22 protein-coding genes and 1 pseudogene are annotated in these 26354 nt (G+C 35.9%); 1 reads left to right on the forward strand and 22 read right to left on the reverse strand.

Annotation, left to right across the window (positions count from 1 at the left end; translation table 11 throughout):
• The 6 genes from SMIDD28_RS05455 to SMIDD28_RS05480 form a co-directional block, all read right to left on the reverse strand.
• Positions 1-892: ABC transporter ATP-binding protein (locus tag SMIDD28_RS05455; RefSeq protein ID WP_196756360.1), on the reverse strand; the 892-nt coding region annotated here is incomplete at its 3' end.
• Positions 893-1284: 392 nt separating this feature from the next.
• Positions 1285-1581: a DUF5966 family protein gene (locus tag SMIDD28_RS05460; RefSeq protein ID WP_000998890.1), complete on the reverse strand. Its 297-nt coding sequence runs from the start codon at positions 1579-1581 to the stop codon at positions 1285-1287.
• A gap of 13 nt (positions 1582-1594) precedes the next feature.
• Positions 1595-1879, reverse strand: a complete 285-nt coding sequence (locus SMIDD28_RS05465; RefSeq protein ID WP_000969637.1) for a DUF5962 family protein — start codon at positions 1877-1879, stop codon at positions 1595-1597.
• Between the two features lie 74 nt (positions 1880-1953).
• Positions 1954-8184 carry a DEAD/DEAH box helicase family protein gene (locus SMIDD28_RS05470; protein ID WP_196756361.1) on the reverse strand — a complete coding sequence of 2077 codons (6231 nt, stop codon included), beginning with the start codon at positions 8182-8184 and terminating at the stop codon, positions 1954-1956.
• A 47-nt stretch (positions 8185-8231) separates the two neighbouring features.
• Positions 8232-8642 (reverse strand): thrombospondin type 3 repeat-containing protein, encoded by a 411-nt coding sequence (locus SMIDD28_RS05475; protein WP_061425193.1) that lies wholly within the window; start codon positions 8640-8642, stop codon positions 8232-8234.
• Between the two features lie 150 nt (positions 8643-8792).
• Positions 8793-9359, reverse strand: coding sequence for a PBECR4 domain-containing protein (locus SMIDD28_RS05480; protein WP_061425283.1), 567 nt, complete (start codon positions 9357-9359; stop codon positions 8793-8795).
• Positions 9360-9377: 18 nt separating this feature from the next.
• Between SMIDD28_RS05480 and SMIDD28_RS11880 the strand changes: the two genes are divergently transcribed.
• Positions 9378-9566 carry a hypothetical protein gene (locus SMIDD28_RS11880; RefSeq protein ID WP_001860875.1) on the forward strand — a complete coding sequence of 63 codons (189 nt, stop codon included), beginning with the start codon at positions 9378-9380 and terminating at the stop codon, positions 9564-9566.
• Between the two features lie 30 nt (positions 9567-9596).
• Here the strand turns inward: SMIDD28_RS11880 and SMIDD28_RS05485 are convergent, their stop codons facing one another.
• The 16 genes and pseudogenes from SMIDD28_RS05485 to SMIDD28_RS11640 form a co-directional block, all read right to left on the reverse strand.
• Entirely contained in the window at positions 9597-12410 is a 2814-nt protein-coding gene (locus tag SMIDD28_RS05485; protein ID WP_061425194.1) for a phage tail tip lysozyme, read from the reverse strand.
• Between the two features lie 11 nt (positions 12411-12421).
• Positions 12422-14779, reverse strand: coding sequence for a VirB4-like conjugal transfer ATPase, CD1110 family (locus tag SMIDD28_RS05490; protein WP_196756362.1), 2358 nt, complete (start codon positions 14777-14779; stop codon positions 12422-12424).
• The gene (locus SMIDD28_RS05495; protein WP_014713383.1) at positions 14730-15089 is read right to left on the reverse strand and encodes a PrgI family protein; all 360 of its coding nucleotides are present in this window, start codon (positions 15087-15089) and stop codon (positions 14730-14732) included. The genes SMIDD28_RS05490 and SMIDD28_RS05495 overlap by 50 nt, the downstream gene beginning before the upstream one ends.
• A gap of 53 nt (positions 15090-15142) precedes the next feature.
• Entirely contained in the window at positions 15143-15997 is an 855-nt protein-coding gene (locus SMIDD28_RS05500; protein ID WP_001054256.1) for a VirB6/TrbL-like conjugal transfer protein, CD1112 family, read from the reverse strand.
• Positions 15998-16013: 16 nt separating this feature from the next.
• The gene (locus SMIDD28_RS05505) at positions 16014-16256 is read right to left on the reverse strand and encodes a hypothetical protein (protein WP_000627865.1); all 243 of its coding nucleotides are present in this window, start codon (positions 16254-16256) and stop codon (positions 16014-16016) included.
• A 20-nt stretch (positions 16257-16276) separates the two neighbouring features.
• A complete protein-coding gene (locus SMIDD28_RS05510; RefSeq protein WP_061425285.1) occupies positions 16277-18154 on the reverse strand; it encodes a VirD4-like conjugal transfer protein, CD1115 family in 1878 nt (625 codons plus the stop codon).
• The gene (locus SMIDD28_RS05515; protein ID WP_061425195.1) at positions 18154-18642 is read right to left on the reverse strand and encodes a hypothetical protein; all 489 of its coding nucleotides are present in this window, start codon (positions 18640-18642) and stop codon (positions 18154-18156) included. Before SMIDD28_RS05515 ends, SMIDD28_RS05510 begins: the two co-directional genes overlap by 1 nt.
• A complete protein-coding gene (locus tag SMIDD28_RS05520) occupies positions 18632-18931 on the reverse strand; it encodes a hypothetical protein (RefSeq protein WP_061425196.1) in 300 nt (99 codons plus the stop codon). Before SMIDD28_RS05520 ends, SMIDD28_RS05515 begins: the two co-directional genes overlap by 11 nt.
• Before the next feature lie 595 nt (positions 18932-19526).
• Positions 19527-19925: pseudogene (locus SMIDD28_RS05525) on the reverse strand (ATP-binding cassette domain-containing protein); the annotation flags it as partial.
• A gap of 88 nt (positions 19926-20013) precedes the next feature.
• Complete coding sequence (locus SMIDD28_RS05530) at positions 20014-20625, reverse strand: V-type ATP synthase subunit D (protein WP_000251932.1); 612 nt, start codon at positions 20623-20625, stop codon at positions 20014-20016.
• Positions 20626-20647: 22 nt separating this feature from the next.
• Positions 20648-22033 carry a V-type ATP synthase subunit B gene (locus SMIDD28_RS05535; RefSeq protein WP_000111248.1) on the reverse strand — a complete coding sequence of 462 codons (1386 nt, stop codon included), beginning with the start codon at positions 22031-22033 and terminating at the stop codon, positions 20648-20650.
• On the reverse strand, positions 22034-23809 hold the full coding sequence (locus SMIDD28_RS05540) for a V-type ATP synthase subunit A (RefSeq protein ID WP_045611596.1): 1776 nt from the start codon (positions 23807-23809) through the stop codon (positions 22034-22036). It lies immediately after the preceding gene.
• Between the two features lie 62 nt (positions 23810-23871).
• Positions 23872-24192: a V-type ATP synthase subunit F gene (locus tag SMIDD28_RS05545; RefSeq protein WP_045611598.1), complete on the reverse strand. Its 321-nt coding sequence runs from the start codon at positions 24190-24192 to the stop codon at positions 23872-23874.
• Positions 24182-25189 carry a V-type ATPase subunit gene (locus SMIDD28_RS05550; protein ID WP_045611600.1) on the reverse strand — a complete coding sequence of 336 codons (1008 nt, stop codon included), beginning with the start codon at positions 25187-25189 and terminating at the stop codon, positions 24182-24184. Before SMIDD28_RS05550 ends, SMIDD28_RS05545 begins: the two co-directional genes overlap by 11 nt.
• A gap of 64 nt (positions 25190-25253) precedes the next feature.
• A complete protein-coding gene (locus tag SMIDD28_RS05555) occupies positions 25254-25835 on the reverse strand; it encodes a hypothetical protein (RefSeq protein ID WP_045611601.1) in 582 nt (193 codons plus the stop codon).
• Positions 25836-25868: 33 nt separating this feature from the next.
• Positions 25869-26345, reverse strand: coding sequence for a V-type ATP synthase subunit K (locus SMIDD28_RS11640; protein ID WP_000400484.1), 477 nt, complete (start codon positions 26343-26345; stop codon positions 25869-25871).
• Between the last annotated feature and the right edge of the window lie 9 nt (positions 26346-26354).

The raw sequence follows: 26354 nt of genomic DNA on the forward strand, positions 1-26354 counted from the left end.
TAATGGACTTGCTACTGCTGATTAAATTTTTATTGTAAAGAATAGATTGTAATGGAGCAAAAACACCGTTTAATAATTGAATACTTGCTACTAGTAATCCAATAGTCAGTAAGTTATTTCTTACAAAAAAGATACCAGCGACCATACAGGATAGTTGAGAGCCAAAACTTAGTAAAATTCCAGTAGTTGAAGCTAAGTCTTTTAAGAATTGATATGTTTTTCTGGACTCTTCAAATTCTAAACTGATTCCCTGAATTTTTTCTTGGGTCCAGCTTTGAATATTTAATAACTTAATTTGTTCAAAACCATTAATAAAGTTTGTCATTTTTGACAAATAGTGATTATTTTGTAGAGAATAATTATTTGTTGATTTAGTCATTAACTTTCCAGGAATTTGTGATAGGAAAACCGTTATACTCGACAATAAAAGGAAGACTAATGCTAATCGCCATTCTATATAAATAATAGCAACCACACTCATGATAAGGCTCCCTAAATTTGCAATTAGAGAGATTTTAGGGATTAATAAATTTTCTTGAATAAGGTCACTGTTTTTGGTGATATTATTTAAGAAATCTGAATGGTTACGGTTGTCAGTTTGGTTAAATTCACGCGATAAATAATGTAATAAGAGACGCCTTTTTAGATCTAAAATAACTTTTTTTACATATTCGTTTTTAAGATAGGAATAGGAAGAAGAAATCAAGAACCACAGTAAAATCGAACCTACAGAAATAGTGATATGAAAGAGTAATCCACTATTTGAATTAGATATACTATCAAGTATTCTTCCTAATTGCAGAGAGAAGAATGTCATTAAAAGAGCACTTGTCAAACTTAATAAAATAATCAAGAAATATAGTAATTTATATTGTTTCATAATCTGGTTCATATCTTACTCCTTAAGTAACTCTGATGAGAATATTATAATCCAAATATGAAAATCAGAAACAAACTTCCCGTATTGGGGACGCAATGAATAGTTTACACTAAATATAAAAAAAAATTATAAAATAATTATTTTTTAAAATAAGAGGAGAACTCATATTTTTATTTAACAATGAATATATCACACTAAACCAGATAGAATATACAAGTTAATTTGTACCGAAATTACTATATATTATAAGAAAAATAGAAACTCTAAAGCATTCTGTACACTTTAATTTTAATTCATCTCTTTTTGTTTCTAATACAGAGTATTGAGACTGGATTATAAGCACATCAACAAAAAACTCTATTCAAACCTACCTTTGAATAAAGTCTTTTAACTATCTAAAAAGTTCACATTTTATGCTTATTTATGGAGTTAATGAAGCGCCAACTAAATCCTAGAACCAACATCAGATTGATGAAAAAGTACACAGCCGTAAAACTAGTTAAACCATGTTGTCTGATATCATCAAAATATAAACTAGGTTCAGTAAAGAACAGATAAATTCCATAGACCTCCACGAAAATAAGAAAACTGATAAAACCAATAAGGAAAAGTCCACTGGCAATAAGAAAGAGTCTCCATAAAAGAATGAGAATTCCTCCTACTGCTAAAAAAATTACTGGGATAAGGAGTAAATCATTCATGACTTTCTCCTTTCTAATCAATCAACTGACGATAATGGGTGGCAAGAGAGGAATCAAACTCTTCTAATTTTTGAACTAAGTCCAAATACTCTTCTTTTTCATGTTCTTCAAAGTCCACACCTTGATGATTCTGAAGAGCGATTTCCAATTGACTAGTGAGCTCTCGTTTAGAAAAACTGTAATCCCCTGTCACTTCCTCATAATGTTCCTTTAACTCCTTGTAGGCTTGGTATTCTTCAGGTGTTTGAAATCCCTGTACCAAAGCCTCTTCTAATTGATAATAGGTATCTTCCATCATAATCGTTACCTCGTTTCTTTCTATCTTTATTCTACCGCGCTTTTCTTTTCTTGTCCGCTATTTATATCTATTTTTTAATCTAATTCAAAAGAAAGTTGTTCTTGCTTTTCTTTTCCTTTTTCGTGGAATTGTCGTAAGGCCTGATCAATAATATCTAAATCCGTTTCTGTTTCAATCAATGGCGCGAGTACATCGTATTCGGCCTTTTTAGTTTGATAATCCTCTTCCTTTGGAAAATTTTTCTCAATTTCTACCTTAGCAGTAGTCCATTTATCCTTTAATTCATCCAATAAGTTCTGAGTTTTCACTTGGTCATCTTTAATGTGGTCTATCGTATGCTGAAGCCTTTGAATTGTCCCCAAAGGAGAATACAAATCCAAACTGACAGAATACTGATTTTCTCCTACAATCTTAACAGAGAAGGTTTCAGGAAGAGGCTGATTCGTTGGTAGACTAAGCATTTTAATGTCAAATCCTCGATAACTTGCTAGGGTTCGAAATTCTTTGCTGTCAGATTGATTATGACGGATAAGACGGTGTAGGGATTCACCTGCTTCAGCTCGTTGCTCAAAAACTTGTTTACCTATCGTCATAGAAAATGATTGGTCTTTCGACATTTCAGACTGTTGAATGTCGCCTTCATACTTGCTTAATCGTTTCTCAAGAATGGGCATATTTTCTTCACAGTAAGAGATTGTATGACGATAGTGATCCTTGCTGCGTTGAAAGGCGCGTCTTTGATTTTCTAATAGAGTTAGATCATTCTCTAGTTCCATCTTATATTTGAGATAAGGATTACCTGTTGCTAGTGCCTTAAAATCAGAAGCTGTCATAGTCTGTTCATCAATATCTTCCGCAGCACGAATCGGCTCCTTAGAAGTCATAATCTGCTTAATATAACGGAGTTTGTTCTCCTGAGTTGCCCATAGATAATTATCAAACGAACCTTTGGTAATATAGTGGTAAATATCCACTTCCTTGTTTTCATTTCCCTGTCGGATAATACGTCCATTACGTTGCTGAATGTCACTTGGTCTCCACGGTACATCCAGATGGTGAACTGCTTTCATCTTGCTCTGAACATTTAAACCTGTTCCTCCTTTTTCAGTTGAGGCAAGAAGAACCCGAACCTCTCCTGCATTAACCTTTCGAGACAAGCTATTCTTCTTTTCATCACTATTGGCATCATGTACAAAGGCAATTTCCATACTAGGGATTCCTCTATCAACTAATAAAGCCTTAATCTCAGAATAAACATCAAAGCCATTATCTTTTTTCTTAGGTGTGCCAATATCTGAAAAAATCATCTGAGTAGCCTTATTTTCCATTCCCTCACGATAAATTCTTTCAACATTATCCACTACCTGAAGCAGTTTATGATTGTCTGCTAGACTATAACTAGAGTCCAATAAACGCATATCAATAGCTAGTTTCCGCGCCTCACCCGTAATCTTCAACATGTTATCCTGGCTCGGATCAACTGTTCCACATTTGACCATATCTGACCTCATAACTAATTCTTCTAAATAGAGTTTCTGGTTTTCAGTTAACTCACTCTCAATAGGGATAATATGAGCTTCTGGAACAGGTAAATCCAACATATCTTGTGTTTGAATGTCGGCTGTTTCTTTATAGATTTTCATCAACTCAGGTAGATTGACAAACTTTTTAAATCGTTTCTTAGGTTGGTACTTATCCCCTGTAGGAGCTAATTCCATAGAGTTTTGAATTTCTCCAAAAGCACCTACCCAAGAGTCAAAATAATCAACTTGATAGCGTTTTAAGATATCTGGTTGAATGTAGTTCATCATAGTATATAACTCACTAATAGAATTGGAAACAGGTGTTCCTGTCGCAAAGACAATGTTTTTAAAATCATGTTCTTCCTGAATCTGTCGAACCTTCATTTCCATATCCACATTCTTCTTAGACGTTGTATTGGTAATCCCTGCTACATTTCCAAGTCCAGTAATTGGACGTATATTTTTAAAGTGATGTGCTTCATCCACAAAGAGAAAATCAATTCCTAAGTTCTCAAAATCAATAAAACTATCACGATTAAAGCGTTGGAGTTCTTCCAATTGTCTCTCAAGACCACTTATTGATTGCTCTGCTTCTTTAACGGTGTACTTATTTTCAGAATGTGTTTTAATCTCTCGTAGTTCATTGAGTTTGTCCTCGATATAATTCATCTGTCTTTCCTTACTGACAGGGATTTTTTCAAATTGAGAATCCCCAATGACAATGGCATCGTAATCTCCTGTAATGATACGTGACACAAATTGTTTTCTTCTCGCCTTCACAAAATCTTTCTTAGTGGTCACAAAGACTTTTTTAGTAGGGAAAAATTTCATGATTTCTTGGCCAAACTGAGCAGACAAACTAGAGGGCACCACATACAAGGGCTTATGAACCATCCCCAACTCCTTTAATTTAAACCCAGCACCAAGCATGGTCAAGGTCTTTCCTGAACCTACCTCATGAGCTAATAAAGCTCTTTTTTCTTCTACGATTCTTTGAATAGCATTCTCTTGATGAGGACGAAGACTGATGTTTTGTGCCAAGCCATCAATGACTAGATGGCTACCATCATACTCTCGACTAACTGTTCGATTATAAAGACGATTATAGCTTTCCTCAATGACCTGTTGGACTTCTGGATACCGTGAGACAAATTCTTGAAAGAGCTCTTGTAAATGCTGCTCTTTTGCTCTTAGAACAGAGGTTTTTTCCAAATCTGTGATAGTCTTTTTCTTTTCCCCTTCCGTAACAGTCATGGTAATCGTCGGTTGGTTCGAATTAAGTAAATTCTCAAAAATCTTTCTTCCTGTATCATAACGTGACCCACTAACTCCAAGACTACTATCTTTGGCACTTGGATAGCGATAAACAAATGATGTCCTTAAATGAACCTGGCCATCGACAGGATTCACTTCAATGACTTGTTCAACATCTGGCGAAGACAATTCAAATTCACGATTGGTAAAACATTCAAAGGCAAATTTACCATAAACGGATTGAGGAATCCAACGTGACCCTATTTTGAACTCAATATCTGCCAGATGAATCCGTGGAGGGCGAACAGATTCTAACAAATCTAAAGCATGAGACCAGTCAAATTCTTGGTTGTTTTCATCTACTAATAGTTGAACTACTTCTATCTTATTGAGAATATCTCCTGACAAAAACTGGTTCTTAGAAAGATATTTTCTTTCCCCTCTTAAATAACTTTCTGGATCCATTAAAACCTGGTCACCTAACTCATCTAAAATAGCAGCTTGGCTATGTTCGGGATAAATTGATACCATATAGTCTAAATCAACTCCTCTACCATCCGATAAACTGGAGTTTAAGGCATCTAAAGCCGTTGATACTCTTGTAATCTCTCTCTCTGGTCTAACCAATGCTTTCTCAAAGGCTAAAGATTTTTTATATTTTACTTTCTGGTCTTTAGAATCGATGTATTCATCTTCTAAACTTGCTAGTAAAGAATACTTATCGTCACTATCAAATAAGTTCCGATTGACTGAGGAATTCAAGTATCCAAATTGACTTACAAAGCGGTCATAGTTATGATTGAGTTTACTAAGTAACACCTGAAATTCTGTCCGACTATAATCTTGATGACGTTGAATTTCAATTAAGGCTTGATAGGTCTCTCTCAAATCAACCATGCCCTTAATACGACTAATATCCTTATCCGATAAGGGACTTTCATAAAAGACAGTTTTTTTGAACAAGCCCTTATATTTCCCTCTTTTACTCGCTTCTTCTGACTTGTAAACATCTAGTGCTTCCTCATCTGTCAAATGAAGTTGCACGAATCGGTCTATTTTATGTTCAGACAAAGAACTGTCCCAAGCTCTAAAATCTCCCTTCTCATCTACATAATAACTAATTTCGTCTACTTTTGAACTTTTCCGAATGCCATGCGTATCTCGGTAATAAATTTGATTTCCCTCATATCCAAAAGAATAGAGCGCTAAGTCCTCACGTATACGACTTGGAATAGAATTATCCACTTCTTCTTGGATAAAAACAGGTGCTTTCAAAGAATTGTCAATTGGTTTAGGTTCTTCCACATTCTCTAACGCTTCCATAATGTCAGTAGTTAATGTTTCTGATACCCCCTTAACATTGAGAGTTCCTCCATTAAAATTACGTACCTCATATTGACCCAAAACTTGTGTATTGTATTTCCCATCAAAATATGGATTAATCCAGACACGTTTATCCTCTTCAAAGGGAATAGAGCCACTAAAGACAAGCTCATCTTCATTAAGATTCTTTGCTTGATCCTTTTGAAAGAAGAGGAGGTCTGTGGTCACTCGAGTACCTGCAATCTTTTTAAAAGCCGTATCTGGCAACCGAACTCCCCCTAAAAAATGAGTGTTGGATTTAATTTCTTGTAAGACATTATCTGTCCGCTTATCCATTGTCCCGATAGATGAGATAATCGACACTTGTCCTCCATCTCTTACTAAATCAAGTGAGTGTTTGACAAAGTAATCATGAATCATATAAGGTTTATCATAGTTTTTATCTGCAATCCGAAAATTTCCAAACGGAACATTCGTTAAGACTAAATCAAAACTATTATTTTGATAGGGAACTTCTTCAAATCCTCTCACTTCAATATGGGTATTGGGGTGGAGTTGTTTTGCGATTGCGCCTGTCACGCTGTCTAATTCAACTCCATAGAGTTCTGATTTCTCTCGTATACTTCTAGGCATAGCCGCAAAGAAGTTCCCAGTCCCCATAGAAGGATCTAATATCCTTCCTCCCTCAAAACCATCATCCAGTAACTTTTGCCAAATCTGGCGAATAATCATTGGGTCTGTATAATAGGCTGTGAGAGAACTTTGTTTCATAGTGGAGTATTCTGATTTACCTACTAAGCTCTTAAGAGTTAAACGTTCTGTTTCATACTTTGGGTTGAGTTCATCGAAAAATTCATTGGCAAGACCGCCCCAGCCGACATACTTGGCTAGTAGCTCTTGTTCTTCTGGGGTCGCTTGTCGTCCCTCTTTTTCTAATCTTTTAACAAGTTCAATTGCGGCGATATTCGTTTCAATTTTTTCTCGATTTGTATTAGGATAAAAGTCCTCTAAATCATCTGGAAAAACAAAATCTTGAACAGAGACATCCGTCTCTTCTATATCTGAAATAAGCGTTTCTGTTTCCTTATCTTTTTCCTTTTCATTTTCATTTTCTTCTTCCAGATAGGAAAACAAATCTATTTCCTGACTTTCACTTGATGAATCAATCTCAATCTCTGAATCTTCTTTTTCAAGTTCTACGAGAGACAATACTTGTTCAATCTCTTCTAAACTGTCCAAGTATAAGATAGGATTTTCTTCAAATAACTGGTTGGAATCATTGAATAGCTCTAGGCGAACTAAGTCATTTAAGTGTGCATTTTCAATCGAAACCAACTGAAATACTTGTCCTTTATAACTTACTTGTGAACCGATTGGATATTCCCTCAAAGCTTCTTCTACAATTTTATCTACTTTAGATAGGGAATGAACTTCCACATTTTCTTCTACCTGGTCAATATTATCTAAAGGTAAGACCGCTTCCGTTACTTGCTTAGACTTTTCTCTTATAGCCTTTACTTCATCAAAATAAGTAATAATTTTCAGCTTTTGTGTCAGTGGGAGTTGTGTGTAGTTTTCTTCATGATGGACAAGATCCGTAACGATATCTAAAGTAGCCATCAATTCTGAACCCAAATAGGCTAGAACATCTCCTTCTTTTTCTTCAAAATGAATCTCAAGAACTTCTTTTTTTAGTTCTTTGGAATCAACCATTAGAAGAAACTCCTCTATATCTCTACTAATGCGGTCAGATAGATTATTCGCAACCCGATAGACATTGACTAAATTGACATCCTGATTCTGATGAAATACAAGCTCACTTAATGGTGTTAGCTTCTCTTTCTCAGATTGGATGTAAAATCGAGTGAAAAGATTATAGGTTGCGACTTCTAGCACCAAGTTTTTCTCAAAATTACTTAATTGAGATAATTTACTTAGACCTGCTTGTCCAAAATTTCTTGTGTAACTTTCTAAATCTTGGTCATTATTTTCAGAACTGGCCTCTAGGAAAGAGATAATATCTTGATGAAACGAATAGACATGAGGTATCTCCTCTATCTTGCCCTCTTCAGTCAAAAAACTCTCTACCAAATTCTGCCATTTCTCATCAAAATGTTGCGCTTGATAACGAAGAAATAAGTCCATTTTCTCCCTATCTTTTGGAATTGTTCCACGAAACATAGCCAATAATTGTATTACTTCCATACTCGCTCCTTTCATCTATACGAAAATAGGAGAATCGCATGATTCCCCTACAACTCTATCTCCATTTCAACCTTTTGAGGACTGATTTCTAAATCAATAGATAAAAGAGAAACGGCATCCGTTCTCATGTAGTAAGTATATAAGTCTTCTAGGTCTTGTTGGTTTTCAATCCCTGTTTCAATACTAATCAGAGCCTGTATAAATTCCTTGTAGTGACTCTCCATCATATCTGAAATCTTTTGTTTCATTTCCATAAATACTGAGGACGGTTCAGTGATACTTGTTTGGTCTATGTCTTGTAAATCCTTTTCTAAGGGATTGGTTCCTTCTTCTATTTCCACTAAATCTGAACGACCATCACCATCAGAATCTGCGCTAAGAGGATTGGTTCCTAGCGCAAATTCTTGAGCGTCAGTCAGTCCATCTTGATCCGAATCACGTTGATAAATGGCTTCCATATACTTCCTTCTTTCTTAGTTAATCTTTTTTCACTCCAATCCTACCAAATATTCCTTGAAAGAAGTATCACAACAAAAAAGAGAACGAGCCAAAACTACGTTCTCCTTAAAATGATAAAAATATATTTTATGCCACAAAAGATATCTAAACTAATCTTTTAAATAATAAAAAAGTTCCGACGTTTGTAAATGTTTTGAGTAAATTGAAATTACTTTTTGACCTTTTGGAAATACTGTCTTTCTCTTCAAATCTAATAAAGATTGAGGAACAATTTTCCTTGATGTCTCTTTCAATGTTAATGCTAGTATCTGTTTTCTTGTACGTAGAGCATAATCAAACTCTAAATACAAATAACGTCCTGAACCAGTTAAATGAACATGCGTTCCCAATAACTCCTCAATGGATCCTAAAACCTGTAACTTTTGCATTGTGGTTCCATCTTTTTTTATTTTCAACTCATCAATTATGACATGCCTATTTAAACAATCGTCAAAGAAACTGCCTGCACCTTTTCGGTAATCAACACCACATAGGTGCATGAAATTAGTAGGTGAAAAATGAAGTTCAACACTTTCTATTTCTGTTTCATAATACATGATTTTGCCAACGAAGTGTTCTTTAAAAAAAGAAGCCGCGATTTGTAACTGAGTAAAAAAACGCTGAAGTTTTATTTTTTCGGTGTAATTTGGATTACGATAATCTCTAGAATTTGCCATATTTTCCTCACAAAAAAGGTGGTTTACAGAGTCTGTAAGCCACCTAGTCAGTCGGTTTATTCTGGTGTCTGCCACCGCTTGGCCCTTACGTCCAAGATTGCTATCGGATTTCGTTCTGGTGTCCGCCACCGCTTGGCCCTTATGTCCAAGATTACTATCAGATTGACCATGAGCCGACTACTCATCTACACTATTTATTCTACCTGAAAATGGTTAAAATTTCAAGTGTAAACTCTTCTATTTCGTAGTATAAGCAAAACTAATGGCACTATCTGCTTGAGAGATTTTTCTAAAGGTATAGTTAGGGTTGCCACCATAGTTGGTTTCGGACACGAGGAAAGAACCATCATCATATACCTTCTCTACAAAAGCCACATGACCGTAGATGGCTGGTGTGCCATGTGTACCTCCCACAAAAGAAACAATGGCACCTGCTCTTGGTGTAGAGCCAGTTTCCCCACCAAGACTTGAAGCTGTCGTAACCCAGTCCTGACCATTTCCCATGGTATTAATGATTGAAATCTTCTCTCCGTTTCTACCTTTTAGCTTTAATCCTAACTGGTTCATACGAGCCGCAACACCCCATGTACATTGTCCATAGGCATAGGCCATACCATCTCCACCACCAGGAACAGAATGATCATACAAGTCCCCACGAACCCCTTCAAGGGATTGTGGGTCACTTTTTGCCTGTCCTCCATTTGTTTGACTAAAGCCTTTTTCAATTTGATAATACCATTCCGTTGCTCTAGTTTGTCTTTCCAGTAGTTTGTCACCAGAATTTCCCTCCCAATAGGTAAGGAAGAGTTGGGCGAGATTGGCTGCACTACCCGTATTTTTAAAGAAATCCTTTAACCAACTTTGATAGTAAGGACTATCCCCATGAAGCATAAAATCAAGTTGGAGGTCTAAATCATACCATTTCTTATTTTGGGTGCGTGCATAATTTAACAAAGCTGTATGACGTGTTGACCCATCTGCGGTATCCGTCCATTGACCTAACCCCAAACCTCTATGAAGGATATTAGGATAAGCACCACTATAAATGGCTGGACCTCCAATCGCTAACCAGCTTTCATCATCCCATGAGGAATCGGTAGCGCCAACTGGAGGAGATAAATAATCCCCTTCAGCTCGTTTAGGATTGATAGAAGATTCTACCGACCAATTTCCTAAAATAGCCGCAATGGCTTGGGGACTTGCCCCTTGAGATTTCAAAAACTCATAAATATGTTTTGCTCGTTCAAACTCATCCCCACCAAACTGACCAATGGCAGGTAAGATAGTTGTCTGAAGTTGAATGACTTTTGGAAAATAAAATTGCGGATTGACATACACCAATTTTTCTTTCTTGTTCTTATACTTTTGATAGGAAACTTTCAAACCTGTATCGTCTGGTGTCTCACCAATAACATCACCAGTTAAGACCCTTGTTCCCTCAATCGCACGGCCATTATGAATAGAATACAAGGTCAATCGACTCTCATTCTCTCCTTTTCCGTTAGTAAGGATAACATCATCTCCGTCAAGAGATACAACTCCATCCATTGGTGCGACAATTGTTTGGTGAGCCTTCGCTTCTAGTAGAATGTACTCTTGAAGAGTAGGTTTTCCGTCTAAATCATAGTATCCATAACGATAAGTCATGGTTAGACTATCTTCGTTGCTTTTCCCCTCAAATGGATTGTCTAATTCCTGCATGGAAGCATACACACCCTCTTCTTTTAGTTCCTTTATTTCCTCTTGATCGTCTTTCGATAGTTTATACTTAGGAGTTTCATAGAGGTCTTGCATGGATTTCAAATCTTCCCCATCGTTTAAATCATGCCACAAAGTAGACAGATAATCCTTGTAAGTTTCTGAACTAAATAAGTGAACTGGTTTGTGTAACTCATAGTCATGGAATTTAAAGTTCATATACCCCATCACATCATCAACTTTTGTGTAATAAGTAATTCCTTTGTCATTTGTGCGAGTATGTTCTGCATCTTCCCAAGTTAGGTGGGTATAAGCTTTTGTTAATTCAAATTCATCTTGTTGAATCAAACTAGCAGATGAAAATCCTAAAAAGAAGCTCATCATAAATAAGAGAAGAAAGACTATTCCTCCAACTATCCAGGTTACAGGATTTCCAGCCGCAAATGTAAAGAAGGAAAAGGCTACTTTTAGTTTTTGATAGATATTTCGGACACTTGTAAGACCTTGTTTCTTTAATTTTCGAAACCGATTTTTAAAGGAACTTGGGTTATCTTTCGCTAGTTTCCATCCTTTTCCATCTTTAAAATGATGGTATCGCTCTTTTGTGTTGCTCAGTCTTTTCTTGGTAAAACGACCTGTTGCTTGTCCTGTTTTGACACTAGCTTTTCCAAGGTTATAAGAAAGCCGACTGTAGCGTTTCCCTTTTCTAATGGTCTCTTGAAGTGTGCGATAGCCTTCTAAATCTTCATTTTCTGAAGCTAACTCTCCTCCTTCACGTCCAAGGACATAAAGAAAAGTTTTGGCTTTCCTACTTACTTTTTTGGACTTATAGGCTTGTTTAGTAGATTTTAGATTCTCTTTTGCGGCCTTGACTTCTTTCTTAGCTTTTAATTCTTCTAAACTCTTCCCTTGAAAGAAAAAATTAGATTTTGCTTTCGATTCCTGACCGTAGAGAAATTTTTGATTGGTTTTTCTTTCTTTACGACTCTCTTTTCTTTCTTCTTTTGCTTCTACCTTGGCTTCTCTAAATTGCTTCTTGGCTATTTTCAATCGTTTCCTAGCATGAGGCAATCGTCTGTCTCTTAATTCTTTACGAGTCAAAAGAGATGGAGGACTATTTTGAAGAATATGATTGTAGTCTTCATTTGCTTGTTTTACTCTCTCCTTTGAAGCTTCTCTCATCTCCTCTAGCTTTTGCTTTATCTCTTTTTTCCATGCTTTATCATCCAGTACAGCGGAATCTTTTTTCTGTTTCCTCACCTCCTTCTTTCCTTTTTTCAAGAATTTTTTCTCATCTTTTAGGCTTCTTCTAAATGCCTTTCGGGCACGTATGATTTCTTTTTTATCCTTCATTTACCTTCCCCTTAATTAGAAGCCATTTTATCAGGATCCGTACTCATGATATCAAACAATTGAGTACCTTGAGGAATCTTATTTTTAAAGGGTACGACAACTGAACCAGCTTTTATCAGTCCTGCCCCTTTTTCTGGATTGACAAGGTATTTTTCGAGTTCTTTTGACAAGCCTAAGAGTTGAACTAGTTCTTCTCGGTCATTTTTTGCTTGCTTGAGGAGAATCATAAACTCACTATTGGCAATAATCCGTCTACCGTTTGGATCTAACAATAAGGTTTCGACATTTTGGGTTATCCCAGTCGGACTAGCTCCATATTTTCTGACACGACTCCACAATTTAAAGAAGAAATCACTGGCATATTTATCTAATAAGAGAAGCTGCATTTCATCAAAATAAATCCAGGTCTTCTTCCCTAATTTTTGATTCCGAACGACACGATTCCATATCTGATCAAAAACAACCATAAGGGCGATTTGTTTCAGCTCATCTCCTAACTTCTTAACGTTATAAATCAAGAAATTAGATCCTGTCTGAATATTGGTCTTATGAGAAAAAATATCAAGAGAACCTTCGACATACAGTTCCATATCAAGTGCCAAATTCTGCGCTTCTTCTTCTGGCTGTTGACTCAAGACAAAGACCCATTCTTCCAAAGAGGGCTCTTTAAATGACTGATAGGTGAGTCTGGTAACTCGGTCGATAATCGATTTTTCTCTTCCATCCATTTTTCTATCCAATAACTTGCCAATAAAGGATAAAAGAAATTCTGATTTTACCTTTACAGGATCTTCATCCATATTTTCTTCAGACAAGTCAAGGACATTGAGATAGGTTTGGGAATCTGGCGCAATATCAATCATTTCTCCACCAAAAGCCCGTCCAATGACACTGTACTCTGCTTCTGGATCCACAATGATAATTTCAGTATTTTCACCAGATTCCTTGATTTTGGTCGTGATAATCTCATGCTTGGTTGCCATCCCTTTCCCAGCTCCAGATGTTCCTAAAATCAGACCAGACGGTGTATTTAATAGGCTTCGATCAATGGTAATAATATTGCTTGAGATTTGATTGATACCGTAATATTTCCCACTACGGTCTTGTAAGTCTACTGAAGTCCAAGGTGAGTTCACTGCTACATTGGACGTTAATAAACTCCGTGATACTCCCTCTAAAAAATCACAACCAAATGGCAGCAAACTATTAAAGGCTGCTTCTTGCATATATGGAAGTTTATCAATCATTAGGTCATTTGAGCCGGCCACTTGTTGAATCGTATCTAGAGCTTGTTTAAGTTCTTCTTCATCCTGACCAAAAACACCAATCAAGAAGACCGTTTGAAATAGTTTATCTCCTGTCTCTGTCATGGTTTTTAAGAGTTCCTCAGCTTCATCGATATTGCTTTCTAATACATGACCTACTTTTTCCAAATAGATACCTGTACGAGCTAGTTTTTGTTGTTCCCCAATCTTTTGGGATTCCATTAAGGTCTTCTTTGTTCGTAGTTTCTTCATGGCATCTGCCTTGGTCGAACTTTGAGCATGGAGGCTCACAATCAATTCCAAATCTCCTTGCATGAGATCTCGAATAAACTGATCCCCTAATTCCATGCCGTAGTCTCTCACATAGACAATCTGCAATAATCGGTCATTGATTTGTAGGTAATTCTTGTTTTTAAAATCCAAGAGATTAGGCGCTATGAAGTGACGAGTTGTCTGACCGGATCTCGTTAAATCACGGTAAGAAAAAGGAAGATGGTGTTCTCCTCTAAGCATATCTGCCAACAAGTTGACACGGTCTTCTCCAGCCAAGGATTCAAAGCGAGCATCAATTTCTGAGAAACCACTCTTGAAATATTCGCCAATTTGAGACAAGGAACGATAGGCTTGTTTTGGATTAGAATCCTTTCTACCAAAACTAATCAGTTTCACAGCTGAAAAATTATTTTCACCACTGTCTAAATTCTGATTCATCATCCGATTCAATTCTTTACGATAGGTATCATATCCATCTTCTTTTTCCTCATACAAAACACTTTGTCTAAACTTTTCTAAATTCAATCTTTTATTAAAGATAGTCAATTGGAAGTTGGTTTGGTCGTCTAAAGAGTTAATCAAATCAGAATACTTCTCAATGATTGCGCCTTTATCTTCTAAACCAACGGTCTGGTAATTGACATCACCAAGTAAATAGCTTTGTGAGAAATAATCTTCTTTTACCTGCATCAGACCATTTTGATACAGGGCTTGATAGGAAAGAGTATTAGCCGTTGATGGTAACACTTCCTCTTTTTTTCCTTTAACTTCTTCCTTTTTATTAGTCATTGAAGCTTTTTGTTTCTTTAATGTATTTGATTTTCTTTTCATGTTCAGGTCCTTTCTTTCCTGTAATTGTGCGTAGGGGAACCGTTAATTCAAAATGAAGACGGTATTTCAAATAATGTTCAAAATATAAATCATTGGGTTTATAGACTCCAAAAAGCATGAGGGGGATGGTAAAAGCAAATACAAAACCGTAAACAAACCAATCTCCAAATTGCCAGAAAAAGAGATTCAAGCCCAAAACAATAATTGTGACAATAAAGGCTGGTAAAACAAAGATGATTTGTCTTGTGGTGAAACCTAACCAAGCCCTGTGTTGGTATTTTGAAATGTCTTTAAAGACACGTGTATTCATGACTTTCCTTTCTAAAAAGGCTAAGAAGCAATCACTTCCTAGCCTTTATCTAATTACATACCTAAGATTGAGCGAGCCGTACGTTGAGAACCAACGAGGGCAATAATCAGTAAGATAGCTTGTATTAAACTACCAAACATAATCGCAAGAGATTGCAGGACTCCTGCACCATTTGAAACAGCTATTTTCCCAGCAGATTCAAATAAAGGAACAAGAGAAACAATCAGAAAAATGAGAACCCCTTGTACCGCATAGACCATAATATTTTTTAAATAGCCAATACCAATAGACTTCCATTCATCACTTAAAAATGTTGGAATCGTAAGAGGGGCAAATGGAATCATAAGGTAGAGTTGAATAAATCGAATAGATACCAAAAGATTGACCATGGCTGCACTTACTATCCGAACAAGCCAAATGAGGAGGGCGAAAAAGCCCACAATCATCCGGCCAATAAATCCTGACCCTTTTAATCCAGAGATGGTATCATACTTTGCGCCACCGTGAGCCACAATCGAGGCCACTTGTTCAATGGCGTGACTCGCAATCCCGATGATAGCTTCTACAATAACGGTAGTGTTGGTAATTACCACTGCGACCATGATATAACTAATCAACATCGGGGCTAATGCTTCAAAGGTCATCGCTCCACCTGAGTTAGCAATCTTCTTTGCCATCTTCGAAAATTCTAGGATGAGAACAACTGATAAAATCGCAACTCCAAGAGGTTGCATGACACTTTTAGTAATACTAGACATGTACGTCCATACTGTTGGATTGTAGCTAGATAGAGATTTAATCAGATCTACCGTAGATTGTAAATCTACATTAAATCCTTCAAATAAATTTTCAGCTGATATTTTTTCAGATGCAAGGTAAACAAAGGGTGAGACTAAACTAAGATTCATGTCATTGTTTATCCTCCTAAATTGAAATTTGAGTTACAAAGGCTCCAGCAGCCCCTACCATAACACCACCGACAATTTCAAGAATGGCATTCCGAACACCTGGGCCACCATCTTTAATGTTGGTTGCAAGGTTAACAATCCCCACAACAACGAGAAAGGCACCAACCGCAATCAATCCCTTCTGCAACAAAGACATAGCTTGTGCAAACATAGCACTTGCGTCTACTCCATAAACAAAACCTTTAAAATGCGTAATCATCTATTTCCTCTTTTCTATTTTTATTTTAAACTAGATTCAAAAGTTAAATCACGAATTCTAAGGCCATCAAGATGATTTTCTTGTCTTTGATTCAAAGGATTGATTTGATAGTTCCACCACCGTTCATCGCTTTCTTGATTAGCTAGGTACTTCCAGTTTGGATGCTTGGTTGAATTGTATTTTTTGCTTTTAAAGACAGGCATATTGGCAATTCGAACCAGGCATTCATGCCGTTTCATATTTCCAACCTCATCGGGTGTCATTAAATCACGAGCAATCTTTTGATGAGAAAGGGATCCTGAACCTGCCTGGCCAAAGGAACGACTAGTATTTCGAACATCAATGGTTTGTTTACCGAGTAACCCACTCATAAATTTAAATGTATCTTCATCATTACCACCTAAGTAGACTAAACTATCACAGTTCCCCAAAATGGTTTTCCAAGCTTCTTTTTCTTTATAGAGCCCTTGAAGTTGGGCAATATTTTGAAGAATGGGAACGAGACTCATATTACGAGAACGAACTGTTGAGGTTTGTTCAGCAAAATCTGGAATTTCTCCGATATTTGCGAACTCATCTAAGTAGACTCTCACATGAAGAGGCAATTGACCCTTAAAATCAATATCTGCTTGTCTTGTTAGGGTTTGAAATACGGTTGAAAAAAAGAGGGCTGAAAGAAAGCGAAAGGTACTATCGTTATCTGGGATAACTAGGTAAACCATTGATTTTTCCTGGCCCCATGTCTTCATATCAAGGGTATCTTTTTTGGTCAAATCCATGACACTTTGAATATTGAAGAGGGCAAATTTAGCAGTGGTTACAGCTATAACAGAATCCAGAGTCTTATCCTTATAATTTTGAAAGTCTGCCCAATTTCGCATGGTAAAATTTTCAGTTCCATACTTTTTAGCATAATTTTCAAATAGAATTTCTAAGACACTTTTATCTTGGTTTTCACCCTTGGATAAGTGTTTAATGAGTTTTGAGATTTCAGCAAAACTTGGATAACGCCCTCGTTTTTTTCGCTCTTCCACTTCTTTTTTTTGACGTTTCAACAAGTTTTGGTATTCTGTTTGACTCAAACGACTCTCTTCAATGAGCTGTTCTCTTGTTTTGGGTGGATTATAGAAATCGACCAAGTAGGAGGCTAAAGCTCGTACCAAAGTCATAGAAGCTTCATCCCAAAATGGATCACTACGGGAGCCAGAGCCTTTGGTGTTATTGAAATAAACCGTCAGCATGCGATTCAAATCATTTTCTGTCTCTATATAGCGAAAAGGATTGAAGCCATCTGAGTTCTTCATATTGACTAAATCTAACACCTTTACTTGGTAGCCATGTTCTAAAAAGAGTTTGCCTGTTTTCTCGGCCAAGTGATCTTTAGGATCCACGACAATATTTGAACTATTCATCTGAATCAGATTGGGTTTCACAAAGCGAAATGTCTTCCCACTTCCTGAACCTCCTATTACCGCAATATTCTTATTTCTATCATATTGGGGTGGTTTTTTATCTAATAATGTCAGACGAACATCTTGTGCTAAGATCGTATCATGAGAAAATTCCTTACCGTAAAAGAGCTTCTTTTCTTTTAGAGTTCCAAAACGGGCGCTCCCGTATTCTACTCCTTCTCGGTATTGTTTTTTACCAGTCTCTAGATAGAGATAAACTAGTAACATCATCACAAAACCTAGTAGAAAAAAAGCACTTGATTTTCCAGTAAAGGAAACATTCCATGGCGACTGAATAACTTCATCTTGACCTTCCATCAGGAGATGAGTCCATTTATCTAAGCTATTTCCAGTATAGGAATCATACAAAAGCGTCAAACGATGAAAAAGATAGCCTAGTAAGATGCCTAACAGTGAGAATAGTAGGAATTTCTTTCCACTGTACATCATCTCACCATCTCTTTCTGTTTGACGGCTCCTTCTTGTCTAAAGGTAATTTGGGATTTAGCTTCATCAATAGCATCGTCTAATGACTGATCCATGGTAAAATCAGCTAATTTCTCCGGATCATTAACCATTTTTTCTAACAGATGGTCTAAATGATTGTCTAGAATCGAACGGTCTTTCGTGTAGAAATGTAGAGAATCCCCTTGCCAAGCGAGGGCTAAAGGAATCTCTTCTTTTTCTAAAAAAGACTTAAATTTCTCTATATCAATTGGTTTGTCTAAAAAATCTTTTTTCAGATTAATCGTATCAATCGAATAAGGAGATTGTAGCAATTCTTCTAATTTCTGCACTCCTATCTTATAGGCGGAATCCTGTGCTAAAGCCTGACGTCTAGACCATTCTAGAATCTTTAAAAGACTTCTTACAGTAAATAAAAGACTACGCTCTGCATATTGAACTGCCATTCGTTCCTGTTGTTCAGAGGACATCTGATGCCTCCTTCTTAACAAATAGCAGCTTTCCTTCTTTATAACGATAAGCTATCAATTTCTGACGTTGCTTAATCGACTTGACAATCTGCAGTAGATCTCTCGAATAAGGTTCTCGAAGAGTAACTTCTACTGCTTTCCCATCAACGATACCAACGCGTTTAAATTCAATGTAGTCTTTTTTGAGATGTCCTAAGCCCATACCAAAGGGAAAGTGATGAATCAATTGGATGGTACAACCACCTTTATTTCCCATTTGTTTCAAATCATACAAGTTTACTACTTTCATGATTAACTCCTTTATCTAGTTTGTCGCATCGTTTAAGTCTGGTAACGATAAACTCCGTGTCTGTTAGAAAATTCTCACACACGTCTTGTGCCAGTTGCCCTTCACAGGGAAATACTCTCAGTCCCTACTTACACAGGCACGCTAATCAAGACGGAGTGGATTCAATTTTCAAAGAACAGGTATCTTTATTATAGATAAGAGTAGTTGAAATTTTTATCACATCTTTGGAGTTGTTGGAATAATCAGGTAAGTACTAATTTCTAGCTCCTCTCACAACACCCTACATACCTTCTATGTTTTATGAACAGTAGCTATCATTTACATTTTCAAACTACCATTCTATCAGACTAGAAGTCAAAATAGACGCATCTACTTCGAGAGATACTCATTTAATGGTTCAGCAATTCGCTCTACATCCGTTACAGAAATTTCATCACTATCACTTCTCATGATTTGTTATTAGTTCACTTTGAGGGGCTTGCTCATGAAACCAAACAGCGTAAGTCGTAAAAGAAAAAAGCAGTACAAGATTGAACTGCTTTTACGGATTCAGATAAAATAACTTTAAAATATAGAAGATATCTATTGACTGTAACTATAATTGATTTAAATTTATAACTTCATCTGCTTGATTCCAAATATCGGGATTATGAGTTGCAATGATGATTAGACGATTTTCATTTTTCAAATCTAATAATAATTTCATAATTCCTTGTGAAGTCGTAGGATCGAGCGATGCAGTCAACTCATCCGCAAGTATTAATGGTGGATTTTTAAGAATGATTTTCGCTAAAGCAACACGTTGTGCTTCACCGCCAGACAATTCATATATCTTTTGTTCCAGATGAATATGAGTTAGACCAACTCTTGCTAATACATCTTTTTTTAACTTATCTTTTTCTATATAATTACATTTAAGATTTACTAATCCTAAATCTAGATTAGTAGAAACATTTTCATTATCTAACAAACCAAAATTTTGAAAAAGATATCCTGATACTGTCAATAAAAAAGCTTAGAAAGGCTTAAAGCCTTATCCAAGCTGATATTTGTTCATCTAATTAATAATCTAAATAAAGGATCTACTTCACTTTCATAATACGAACTAAATTGGCTCTTTCTGCCTCCTCTAGTTTCAATTCTATATAATGAATAGTTTCCGACAAGTTTGGAATAATCGAGTATTCTAAACCATTTACACGTCTACGTGTTTTTTCTATTTCATCAGCCATTAACTGACACGTTTTTTCAACTTCTGCCAGTCTTAGTAATTTATCAATTAAACTATTCATTGTAGCAAATACATCATCCATTTCACTATTAGAAGATAAATAGCTGTATTCACTGTTCTCATTTTGAGAAGTAATATTCATATGCATTCTAGGAACTGTTACACTCATGATATTTTCTTTCTCAACAAATAATTCAATTTCTTTCGATGGAATTGAAAATAATTCCTCCACCATTTGAGAATTCTTTAATGATTTAGCAACTGCAAAGGATTTTAGATTATCAATTAGATAACTTTCTACTTCTTTCCGAAGTTGATTATTCTCACGAATCAAAGAAATAAATCGCCTCATCAATTCATCTCTTTTATCCTTTAATAACTTATGTCCACGTTCAGCTGTTTTCAAACGTTCCTTTAAGTTATTCAATTCCATACGAGTTGGTTTTACATTCAAACGTACCATCGATAATCACTCCATTTCCGGATTAAACTTCTACCAAAGGTAAGTATTTATCAAGCAAATCATCTTTGATACGTTTTAACTCTGTTCTAGGAAGAATTGATAGTAATTCCCACCCAAGATTCAACGTATCTTCTATATTTCGATTTTTATAAAATCCTTGGTTTATGTACTCTTCTTCAAAACGCTTTGTAAACCTCACATACAATTTATCTACATCAGATAAAGCCGATTCTCCTAATACTACTGCTAACTCTTCAACCTTTTTCCCTTGGGCATAGGCTGCAAACAGTTGATTCATAGTTGGAGCATGATCTCCACGAGTTTTACCTTCTCCAGATCCCTTATCTTTTAATCGAGAGAGAGAAGGTAAAACATTGATTGGTGGACGATAACCTTGATTATACAACTCATGCGACAAAATAATTTGCCCTTCAGTAATGTATCCAGTTAAATCAGGAATTGGATGTGTTATGTCATCTTCTGGCATTGTTAAAATAGGAATCTGTGTCACCGAACCTTTTTTACCAACTAAGCGACCAGCCCTTTCGTATAGAGTTGATAAATTTGTATATAAATATCCCGGATAGCCTCGTCTCCCTGGAACTTCACGGCGAGCTGCCGAGACTTCACGTAACGCTTCACAATAGTTAGTCATATCCGTCATGATAACTAGAACGTGCATATCTTTTTCAAAAGCTAGATACTCTGCCGCAGTTAAAGCAATGCGGGGAGTTGCAATACGCTCAATTGCAGGATCATTTGCCAAGTTCATAAATAAAACCGAACGATCGATTGCTCCTGTTTTTCTGAGTTCTTCCATAAAAAACTCAGCTTCTTCAAAAGTAATACCCATTGCTGCAAATACAACCGCAAAATTTTCATCAGAATTTAAAACAGTCGCTTGTCTTGCTATCTGAGCAGCTAATTCATTATGAGGTAAGCCCGAACCTGAAAATACTGGTAATTTTTGACCACGTACAAGAGTATTCAAATGATCAATAGAGGAGATCCCTGTCTGAATAAATTCATCTGGATAATCTCTAGATACAGGATTAATAGCTTGACCATCAATATCTAAATATTTCTCTGGAATTAAATCTGGTCCACCATCAATTGGTTTTCCCATCCCATTAAAAATACGACCAACCATATCCTCAGATACAGCCAATTCTAATGCATGACCAGCAAAACGAATTTTAGACTTTTCTAAATTTATTCCACTAGATCCTTCAAAAAGCTGAACCATTGCTTTATCTTCGTGGATTTCTAAAACTTGTCCACGACGAATTTCTCCATTATGAAGTTGAATTTCAACTAACTCATTGTAAGACACATTATTTACTTGTTCAACAATCATAAGAGGCCCAACAACTTCACTAGCAGTTCTGTATTCTTTTATAACACTCATTTATAGACCTCCTGTTTCTAATATCAAATGAATTTGATGTGTAATCTCATTTGATATAATTTTGATTTCATCTAATCTATCTTCTGAAACATATTTACTTCTCGCCATACGGTCTCGAACTGCCACGGTACCTTCCATAATCTCTGTAAAGTAAGAACCCAACTCTAAAGCATGATTTGCCTGATCAGCAAAAGTTAGGATATTACTTAGCATTGCTTCTTGTTTTGCAAACGAAGTGAATGTATCTACCGAATCAAAAGCGTTCTGTTGCAAATAATCTTCTCGAATTTGTTTAGCAATTTCCATCGTTAGTCGTTCATTATCAGACAGAGAATCAATCCCAACAAGACGAACAATTTCCTCTAAACTAGATTCCCGTTGTAAGTAGTTCATCGCACGAGTTATTTTACTATTCCAATCTGTCTTCTCTTTACCATCTATATAAGTGCCCACACTGTCTTTATATAGTGAATAAGATGTAAGCCAGTTAATTGCAGGAAAATGACGTCGCTGTGCCAACGGAGCATCAAGCCCCCAAAAAACTTTCACAATCCGTAAAGTGTTTTGAGTAACTGGTTCTGAAATATCTCCACCAGGTGGCGATACAGCTCCAATAGCAGTAATCGTTCCTTCACGTTCTGGAAGCCCTAGAACCTGAGAACGTCCTGCTCTTTCATAATATTCAGAGATACGACTTCCCAGATAAGCAGGATAACCCTCATCACCAGGCATTTCTTCTAGACGTCCTGACATTTCACGTAGCGCTTCTGCCCAACGTGAAGTTGAATCAGCCATAATGGCGACAGAGTAGCCCATATCACGAAAATACTCAGCCATGGTAATTCCTGTATAAATTGAAGCCTCACGAGCAGCAACAGGCATATTTGAAGTATTAGCAATCAGAACTGTCCGTTGCATAATTGATTGTCCGGTATTAGGGTCAATCAACTCAGGAAACTCATTCAGTACATCCGTCATTTCATTTCCACGTTCTCCACAACCAACATAAATAACAATATCAACATTGGCAAATTTAGCTACTTGGTGTTGTACAACTGTCTTTCCTGCTCCAAACGGTCCAGGAACTGCTGCAGCTCCCCCTTTGGTTACTGGAAAGAATGTATCAATAACTCGTTGACCTGTGATTAATGGTTCTTCTGGAATTAAACGTTTAGAAACAGGACGCGCCTTGCGGACAGGCCATTTTTGCATAAGCGTTCCTTTATAGAAACTACCGTCCAATTTTTTTATTTCATATACAACTTCATCAATTGTAAAATCGCCAGATGAGATAGAAACGACTTCTCCAGATACTCCATAAGGAACCATAATTTTATGATTAACTACCTCGGTTTCCTTGACAGTTCCAAGAATATCACCCGTACTCACTTTTTGACCAATTGCTATAGTGGAATCAAAATGCCACTTAATATCTCTATCCAAACTTGGAACTTCTACCCCACGAACTAGAAAATCATTATGAGTAGCCAATTTAAATCGATCTAATGGGCGTTGTATGCCATCAAACATTTGAGAAATCAATCCTGGCCCTAATTCAACCGAGAGAGGTTCTCCAGTTGTAACAACAGGTTCTCCCGGACCAAGACCAGATGTTTCTTCATAGACTTGGATAGATGCCTGATCTCTTCTCATTTCAATAATTTCACCGATTAACCCTAGCTTACCTACACGGCAAATATCTTGAATATTAGCCTCCTGCATACCTGATGCAATAACTAGAGGTCCCGATACTTTTATAATCTTCCCTTGAGTCAAAGTTATTCTCCTTACTAAGTCCAAAAATTATAGAATAATATTACAGACAATTTTGTACATTATTATAAAATATTGTGTCCTACTGCTTTCTCTACATTATCCTCTATACGTTTTAATCCTAAATTTAAACCTTGTTTATGAGTCGGTAATAAAATAATAGCAGGCACAACTTGAGAATCATAATGGCGAATTGTATCTAATATCATTGAAGCAATGTCTTCAGTGATATAAATGACACCATAATCAGATTGAGCTAATTTTCTTAGAGTATTTGTAGCTTCTTGTTCTTGATAGGCAGGAAATATATCAAACCCAATCATGCTAAAGGGTAAAATAATATCATAGCTACCAATTATGCCAATTTTATACTTATTAGCTTCCATAATGCGGGCGTATCCTTTCTTTTATTGATTCAAAAGGAATTGTATTTTGAAGAGCTGATATGATCATTCTAAGATTCTTTACTTCAAACTCACATCCCAATAAATATCTAGCAAGAACTAACGGCCCATCTACATTATACCTTCCTTGATCTAAAGTTTTATACAATAGTAAATCACATAAAAATTCTAACTCAGAAGATGAAATTGTTGCGTCCTGCATCTTCAATTCGTAAGTTGAAAAGATTGAATCTAAGCTTAGATTTATTTTATTGAACCACACAAATATTTCTTGATTTTCTACAATGTATATAAATTCTTTAGCAGAAATACTTCCTTCATCTGAAAGTAATTGTAAAATATCCCCATGACTCTTATTTTGAGATAAACCACGTTTTACAGTAATAATATTATAAAAGTCAATCATTGCAACAATAACCTGAGACAGCACCCCACCTAACTCATTAGATAAAAGTTTCAGATGTTTAAAATATGCTAGATCAGCTCCGACATCAAGTACACGAATATTATTAAAAGTTTCATACTCATTCCAAATTGATTCTACTTCATGAACCATAAAATCAGGAAGTGTATCTGAATGTAAGGAAGAAACTAAATGTTTTAAACTTTCTATATCAAAAATCCCTATTGGAATTAATAATTTAGAAAAATCTTTCTTAATTGCCGCCTTAGATTTTAATAAAACTTTGATATTATGATAAACATATCGTAAAGCAAATAAAGTCACAATTTTATCAGACGGACTTTCAGCATAGGCCCATCTATAATCATTGACTAATTTTGTCATTAGCGAAATCTCTGTCTGACTAGGATTTTCTAAAACGTCAATAGATAAATGATAGGGAGTTGCTTCTAAGATAAATGCCAATGTCTCCGTATCTTTGGATTGTATAATTTTTTGAAATTTTTCTTCTGTAATAAAATCGTTTTCTTTTACCGAAATCGTCGTATTTATTTTTGAAAAAAGATTAGTATCCATAAAATACCTTTCTAATTTTATTGGAATACTCCAAATTTCTAAGAAGGATTAACCAATTTCATCCTTAATTGATAAAAATTTGATTTGCGATACTTGAACTTTCTTCCTTAGAAATCGAACCAATTAATGTTTTATACAAATAGTTATCATCAATTTTACCTATTGAAATAAGTAAGCCTGATTCATTTGAGACAGGCTGTTCACTAAATAAATGATTTGGAAAAGAGAATTTCAATTTCTCTAATTGTTCCAAATTGAATTTAGCTAAAGTCCGCTCCCCAAAAGTTACTATGACCTCTTGTTGTGAATATCGTTCCAGAATTCGATAGATGAACTCCATTTCTTTATCTGCATTCCAAGATTCCATTTCTATTAAAGCAGATTGAAAAAGTTCTTTTAATATTTTCTGTTTTGATACTAACGTTGATTGGCGTTCCTTATTTTTTAATTGTTGAAAAATTATTTGATATTTCTGCTGTAAATCTTTTAACTTTCGTTCATGTTCAGCTTCTTTTTTCTTTACAATGATCGACTTTTGCATTTCAAATTCATCATCAATCTTCTTTTTGGAATCCAATAATTTCATACGCCCTTTTTCATGAGCTTGTTCAATAACAGATTCTCGTAAGTTTTCTAAATTGCTCATTTAGACACCTCCTTTGAATAGCAAATTAATTTCTTATACACGAAGGGTCAAAATGAATGATACGACAAAGGCAAGAATTGCATAGGTTTCTACCATGGCAGCCAAAATTGCTCCCTTCATGAATTCTTTTGGTCTTTTAGCCAAGATTTGCATTCCCGCTACTGCTACATTTCCTTGATGCTTAGCCGAAAAGTATCCTACAATAGCAATTGGAAGAGCTACAAAGAAATAAGCAACGCCTTTTTCCAAAGGAAGTTCTGGAGTTAATTGCAACCAAATTAAAATTCCAATAACAAAACCATATAATCCTTGTGTTCCGGGCAGTAGTTGCAATATCAAAGCTGAGGCAAATTTTTCTGGCTGTTCTTTCAGTAAAGCTGCGGCAGATTGCCCAGCCTTACCAACTCCATAAGCAGACCCCATACCGCTTAATCCAACCGCCAATACAATTCCCAATGCAGCGAAGAAAGCTCCTCCATAGGTTGAAAAATAAGTTGCTAAATGTTCCATTATATATAT

Origin of the sequence: Streptococcus mitis, assembly GCF_001579045.1 — a bacterium.
Lineage (GTDB): Bacteria > Bacillota > Bacilli > Lactobacillales > Streptococcaceae > Streptococcus > Streptococcus mitis_D.

Bases quoted from the DNA above. Each gene is read 5' to 3' on its own strand.
- SMIDD28_RS05550 (WP_045611600.1), bottom strand. From the start codon at position 25,189: ATGGATACTAATCTTTTTTCAAAAATAAATACGACGATTTCGGTAAAA.
- SMIDD28_RS05485 (WP_061425194.1), bottom strand. From the start codon at position 12,410: ATGAAGGATAAAAAAGAAATCATACGTGCCCGAAAGGCATTTAGAAGA.
- SMIDD28_RS05520 (WP_061425196.1), bottom strand. From the start codon at position 18,931: ATGAAAGTAGTAAACTTGTATGATTTGAAACAAATGGGAAATAAAGGT.
- SMIDD28_RS05535 (WP_000111248.1), bottom strand. From the start codon at position 22,033: ATGAGTGTTATAAAAGAATACAGAACTGCTAGTGAAGTTGTTGGGCCT.
- SMIDD28_RS05460 (WP_000998890.1), bottom strand. From the start codon at position 1,581: ATGAATGATTTACTCCTTATCCCAGTAATTTTTTTAGCAGTAGGAGGA.
- SMIDD28_RS05510 (WP_061425285.1), bottom strand. From the start codon at position 18,154: ATGTACAGTGGAAAGAAATTCCTACTATTCTCACTGTTAGGCATCTTA.
- SMIDD28_RS05495 (WP_014713383.1), bottom strand. From the start codon at position 15,089: ATGAATACACGTGTCTTTAAAGACATTTCAAAATACCAACACAGGGCT.
- SMIDD28_RS05470 (WP_196756361.1), bottom strand. From the start codon at position 8,184: ATGGAAGTAATACAATTATTGGCTATGTTTCGTGGAACAATTCCAAAA.
- SMIDD28_RS05465 (WP_000969637.1), bottom strand. From the start codon at position 1,879: ATGATGGAAGATACCTATTATCAATTAGAAGAGGCTTTGGTACAGGGA.
- SMIDD28_RS05490 (WP_196756362.1), bottom strand. From the start codon at position 14,779: ATGAAAAGAAAATCAAATACATTAAAGAAACAAAAAGCTTCAATGACT.
- SMIDD28_RS05505 (WP_000627865.1), bottom strand. From the start codon at position 16,256: ATGATTACGCATTTTAAAGGTTTTGTTTATGGAGTAGACGCAAGTGCT.
- SMIDD28_RS05500 (WP_001054256.1), bottom strand. From the start codon at position 15,997: ATGAATCTTAGTTTAGTCTCACCCTTTGTTTACCTTGCATCTGAAAAA.
- SMIDD28_RS05530 (WP_000251932.1), bottom strand. From the start codon at position 20,625: ATGGTACGTTTGAATGTAAAACCAACTCGTATGGAATTGAATAACTTA.
- SMIDD28_RS05480 (WP_061425283.1), bottom strand. From the start codon at position 9,359: ATGGCAAATTCTAGAGATTATCGTAATCCAAATTACACCGAAAAAATA.
- SMIDD28_RS05515 (WP_061425195.1), bottom strand. From the start codon at position 18,642: ATGTCCTCTGAACAACAGGAACGAATGGCAGTTCAATATGCAGAGCGT.
- SMIDD28_RS05475 (WP_061425193.1), bottom strand. From the start codon at position 8,642: ATGGAAGCCATTTATCAACGTGATTCGGATCAAGATGGACTGACTGAC.
- SMIDD28_RS05545 (WP_045611598.1), bottom strand. From the start codon at position 24,192: ATGGAAGCTAATAAGTATAAAATTGGCATAATTGGTAGCTATGATATT.
- SMIDD28_RS11640 (WP_000400484.1), bottom strand. From the start codon at position 26,345: ATGGAACATTTAGCAACTTATTTTTCAACCTATGGAGGAGCTTTCTTC.
- SMIDD28_RS05555 (WP_045611601.1), bottom strand. From the start codon at position 25,835: ATGAGCAATTTAGAAAACTTACGAGAATCTGTTATTGAACAAGCTCAT.